This window comes from Saccharopolyspora sp., assembly GCF_017434145.1.
Lineage (GTDB): Bacteria > Actinomycetota > Actinomycetes > Mycobacteriales > Pseudonocardiaceae > Saccharopolyspora_C > Saccharopolyspora_C galaxeae.
Map to the genome: position 1 here is coordinate 1 of NZ_JAFRFW010001065.1, position 4,417 is coordinate 4,417.

5 protein-coding genes are annotated in these 4,417 nt (G+C 71.3%); 4 read left to right on the top strand and 1 reads right to left on the bottom strand.

Annotated elements, in window-relative coordinates; all coding sequences use genetic code 11:
- The 4 genes from IJH84_RS29040 to IJH84_RS29055 all read left to right on the top strand — a co-directional run.
- Positions 1-502, top strand: a 502-nt coding sequence (locus IJH84_RS29040; RefSeq protein ID WP_295151261.1) for an acVLRF1 family peptidyl-tRNA hydrolase, incomplete at its 5' end; no start/stop codon positions are given.
- Between the two features lie 269 nt (positions 503-771).
- Positions 772-2,400 carry an ABC-F family ATP-binding cassette domain-containing protein gene (locus IJH84_RS29045; RefSeq protein ID WP_295151263.1) on the top strand — a complete coding sequence of 543 codons (1,629 nt, stop codon included), beginning with the start codon at positions 772-774 and terminating at the stop codon, positions 2,398-2,400.
- Positions 2,401-2,729: 329 nt separating this feature from the next.
- Positions 2,730-2,939, top strand: a complete 210-nt coding sequence (locus IJH84_RS29050; RefSeq protein WP_200069734.1) for a helix-turn-helix domain-containing protein — start codon at positions 2,730-2,732, stop codon at positions 2,937-2,939.
- A gap of 108 nt (positions 2,940-3,047) precedes the next feature.
- The gene (locus IJH84_RS29055) at positions 3,048-3,842 is read left to right on the top strand and encodes an enoyl-CoA hydratase/isomerase family protein (protein WP_233627192.1); all 795 of its coding nucleotides are present in this window, start codon (positions 3,048-3,050) and stop codon (positions 3,840-3,842) included.
- Between the two features lie 69 nt (positions 3,843-3,911).
- On the opposite strand, the gene IJH84_RS29060 is transcribed toward IJH84_RS29055, so the two are convergent.
- Positions 3,912-4,417, bottom strand: a 506-nt coding sequence (locus IJH84_RS29060) for a sugar isomerase domain-containing protein (RefSeq protein WP_295151267.1), incomplete at its 5' end; no start/stop codon positions are given.

The following is a 4,417-nucleotide window of genomic DNA, read 5'->3' on the forward strand; positions in this document are numbered from 1 at the left end:
CCCGTTCGGCGAGCTGGCCGGACCGCACGGCGAGCAATCCGGCCTGGCGGTGTCAGCGCTGGTCGAGCACGTGTCGCGGACGCGCCGGGTCGGGCTGGTGCTGGTGCGCCTGGGCGCGCACAGCGTGGGCATCGCCCGTGGCGGCGTGATCGAGGTTTCCTCGACCGATCGGCACCTGGTGCACGGCCGGAACAAGGCGGGCGGGCAGTCGCAGCAACGATTCGCGCGCCGCCGCGAGGGCCAGGCGCGCCGTTCCCTGGAGTCCGCCGCCGACGACGCCGCACGGGTGCTGCTGCCGGAACGCGAGCGGCTCGACGCCGTGATCCTCGGCGGGGACGGCAAGGCGTTGGACGCGCTGCGCGCGGATCCGCGGCTGCGCGAGCTGCTCGCCGCGGCCGAACCCGGCGTGCTCGACGTCGCCGAGCCGCGCCGTTCGGTGCTCGACGATGCGGCGGTCCGCGCGATCTCGGTGGAGGTCGAGATCCACGATCCGGCTCCCTGATCTACCCCGCGGCCCTGGCCTGCCGGGCCCGCCCGGTGACGCTCAGTGCCGGAGTGCACGCCTGACCCGGTAGTCCGGCCGTTACACTGGTCGACGTGGTGAGCAAGCACGCGATCCCGCGGCACGCCGTGCGACGGCGATCCCACCCGCGGGAGTACTGCCTGATGGTGTCCGCCGACTAGCGGCGCCCCTTACAGCCCATCGGCCCGGTCGTACCGGCGATGGGCGTTTTCGCGATCTCGCTCGACCACTAGCCTCCGGAGTTTTCGTTGATCTCTGCCACTTCCCTGGAACTGCGCGCTGGTTCGCGCATCCTGCTGTCCGGTGCGAACCTGCGCGTCCAACCCGGCGACCGCATCGGCCTGGTCGGTCGCAACGGTGCGGGCAAGACCACGACGCTGCGCGTGCTCGCGGGCGAGGGTGATCCCTACGCCGGTGAGCTGGTGCGCAGCGGCGAAACGGGTTACCTGCCGCAGGACCCGCGGGAAGGCGACCTCTCGGTCGCGGCCAAGGACCGGGTGCTCTCCGCGCGCGGCCTGGACCGGATCCTGCGCGACATGGAGAAGGCGCAGACCGCGATGGCCGAGCTCGCCGACGACCGGCAGCGGGACAAGGCCATCGACCGCTACGGCAAGCTCGAGGAGCGCTTCGCCGCGCGCGGCGGGTACGGCGCCGAGAGCGAAGCGGGCCGGATCTGCTCGAACCTGGGGCTGCCGGACCGGGTGCTGACCCAGCCGCTGAGCACGCTCTCCGGTGGCCAGCGCCGCCGGGTCGAGCTGGCCCGGATCCTGTTCGCCGCCGCGGAGGCGGGCCCCGGTGGCGGTTCGGCGACGACGCTGCTGCTGGACGAGCCGACCAACCACCTCGACGCGGACTCGATCAACTGGCTGCGCGAGTTCCTCCGCAACCACGACGGCGGCCTCGTCGTGATCAGCCACGACGTCGAGCTGCTCGGCGACGTGGTGAACAAGGTGTGGTTCCTGGACGCGGTCCGCGGCGAGGCCGACGTCTACAACATGGACTGGAAGCGTTATCAGGAAGCGCGCGCCGCCGACGAGAAGCGCCGCCGCCGGGAACGCGCCAACGCCGAGAAGAAGGCGTCCACGCTCATGGCGCAGGCCGACAAGATGCGGGCCAAGGCCACCAAGGCCGTCGCCGCGCAGAACATGGCCCGCCGCGCCGAGAAGATGGTCAACGACCTGGAAGAGGAACAGGCCGACGACAAGGTCGCCAAGATCCGCTTCCCGGAACCGGCCTCCTGCGGCAAGACGCCGCTGACCGCCCGCGGGCTGTCCAAGTCCTACGGCTCGCTGGAGATCTTCACCGGCGTCGATCTCGCCGTCGACCGCGGCTCCCTGGTCGTGGTGCTCGGGCTCAACGGCGCGGGCAAGACCACGTTGCTGCGGCTGCTCGGCCACATGGAGGAGTCCGACGCCGGCGAGATGGTGCCCGGCCACGGGCTGCGCGTCGGCTACTACGCGCAGGAGCACGAAACCCTCGACCACGACGCGACCGTGTGGGAGAACATCCGCAGCGCGGCCCCGGACACCCCGGAGCAGCAGCTGCGCACGCTGCTCGGCGCGTTCCTGTTCCGCGGTGAACAGCTCCAACAGCCCGCGGGCACGCTCTCCGGCGGGGAGAAGACCCGGCTGGCGCTGGCCGGGCTCGTCTCCAGCGCGGCGAACGTGCTGCTGCTCGACGAGCCGACGAACAACCTGGACCCGGCCAGTCGCGAGCAGGTGCTCGACGCGTTGCGCAGTTTCACCGGAGCGGTGGTCCTGGTGACGCACGATCCCGGCGCGGTCGAAGCGCTCGAGCCGGAACGGGTGATCCTGTTGCCCGACGGGACTGAGGACCACTGGTCCGAGGACTACATGGAGCTAGTGCAACTCGCCTGACGAGTGGTTTTTCCCACCCTGGGCCGTACGCGGCGTGACGACCGCTGCTCCGGTGGCGCGAACACCCGTTACGACCAATCATGCCCGGCTCGGCGCATCGAAACGCCCTGACCTGCGAAGAACTCCGGCGGCTAGGCGGCTCACCGCCGGATGTCGCGGCTGAGTTAGTCCGAACAGGTGAGCGCATTCCGGTGATCGCCGTGGGCTGATCTCGACCGTTGGGCGATCTTTTTGCATGATCGCCTGGCGTTTACGGCCGTCCTGTTCGATCATTGCGACGACAGGGGTCGCGAGCGGCCCGACCTGTTCGGAGGGAAGGCGGGGACACTGTGGCTGACCTGAAGAAGGGTGCGCGAATCACCGGAAGCGCACGGGACAAGCTTGCCAGTGACCTTAAGAAGAAGTACGAGAAGGGAGCCAGCATCCGCGCCCTGGCTGAGGCGACCGGCCGGTCCTACGGGTTCGTGCACCGGGTGCTCAGCGAATCGGGCGTGCAACTGCGCGGCCGCGGGGGTGCGACGCGTTCGAAGAAGAAGTGAGGCAGCGGGCATGATCGGTTCGTTGCGGTTCCTGTCCGGCCGGCGGGTACCGTTCGGTTCCGCCCGGTCGACGCAGAACTGATGGAGGCCCGTTTGCAGCAGTCGAGGATGGACGCCGACCTCCTGGACCGTGGCGGTGTGGGGCTCACGGTTCAGGGGCGGCGCGCCACCATCACGCTCGACCGCCCGGACAAGCTCAATGCGCAGACTCCGTTGACGTGGGCGGCGCTGCGCGAGATCGGCCAGTCCCTCGACCCGGGAGTGCGGGTCGTCGTGGTGCGCGCGCGGGGGCGCGCGTTCTCCGCCGGGCTGGACCGCAGGTTGTTCGGGTCCGAGGACGTGGACGGGGCGCCCGGCCTGATCGGACTGGGGCAGCGCCCCACCGAAGAGGCCGACGCCGAGATCGCCGGGTTCCAGCAGGGCTTCAGCTGGCTGCGGGAACCCGACCGGGTGACGATCGCGGCCGTGCAAGGCCACGCCATCGGCGCCGGGTTCCAGCTCGCGCTGGCCTGCGACCTGCGGGTGCTCACCGAGGACGCGCGGTTGCGGATGGCCGAGACCGGGTTGGGCCTGGTGCCGGATCTGGGTGGGACGTTGCCGCTGGTGCGCGCGATCGGTTACGCCCGCGCGGTCGAGATCTGTGCGGCCGGCCGGGAGGTTGGTGCCGAGGAAGCCCTGCGGATGGGCTTGGCGAACTCGGTGGTGCCCGTCGAAGGGCTGGACGCCGCGGTCGATCAGCTCGCCGAGGCGGTCAGCACCCCGCCGGAAGGCGCGGTGCGCGAGACGCTGGCCTTGCTGGCGCAGGCCGACGAGGCGGTGGACCCGGAGCAGCAGCTCGCCGCGGAGCGGGCGGCGCAGATCCGGCGGATCACGGAGCTGGCAGGCGCGCTCGAAGCGAACTGAGCGAATCGCCCGGACCGGGCTCGACCTTCGGGTCGGGCCCGGTCTTTCGTGCCCGGGTCGGGAGGCACATCAGGTCAGGCCGGGGACGCGGGCGCCGTAGTGGCGCAGGTTCGCGGCGTTGGCGTCGTCGCCGCCGACGGTGTTCGCGCTGCGCCACACCGGCAGCTCGAGTCCGGCGCGCTGCGCGGAGTCGTGCAGCCGGACCAGCAGCAGGTTCCACAGGTAGGCGTTCGCCAGCGAGGACAGCGGCGCGGTGACCGGGTCTCGGGGCGGGTAGCTGGCGTCTCCACCGGGGGTTCGGGTGTCCAGCACGATGTGCGCTTGCTCGGCCAGGGTGGTGCCCGCCCGCTTGGGGGCGTCGGCGCTCGCGGCCGGGGAAGTCACCGCGATGACGGTGGATCCCGCGCCCGCCGCGGTCACGGCCAGTTCCACCGGGTACGGGTTGACGCCCGAGTTGGAGAAGACCACCAAGGCGTCCCGGCCGCCGCGGAACTCCGCGTCGGCGAGCACGGTTGCGGCCAGGCCGCTGGTGCGCTCGGTGCCGGTGGAAGCCACGGCGACGTGCAGCGGGAGCA

Bases quoted from the DNA above. Each gene is read 5' to 3' on its own strand.
- IJH84_RS29055 (WP_233627192.1), top strand. From the start codon at position 3,048: ATGGACGCCGACCTCCTGGACCGTGGCGGTGTGGGGCTCACGGTTCAG.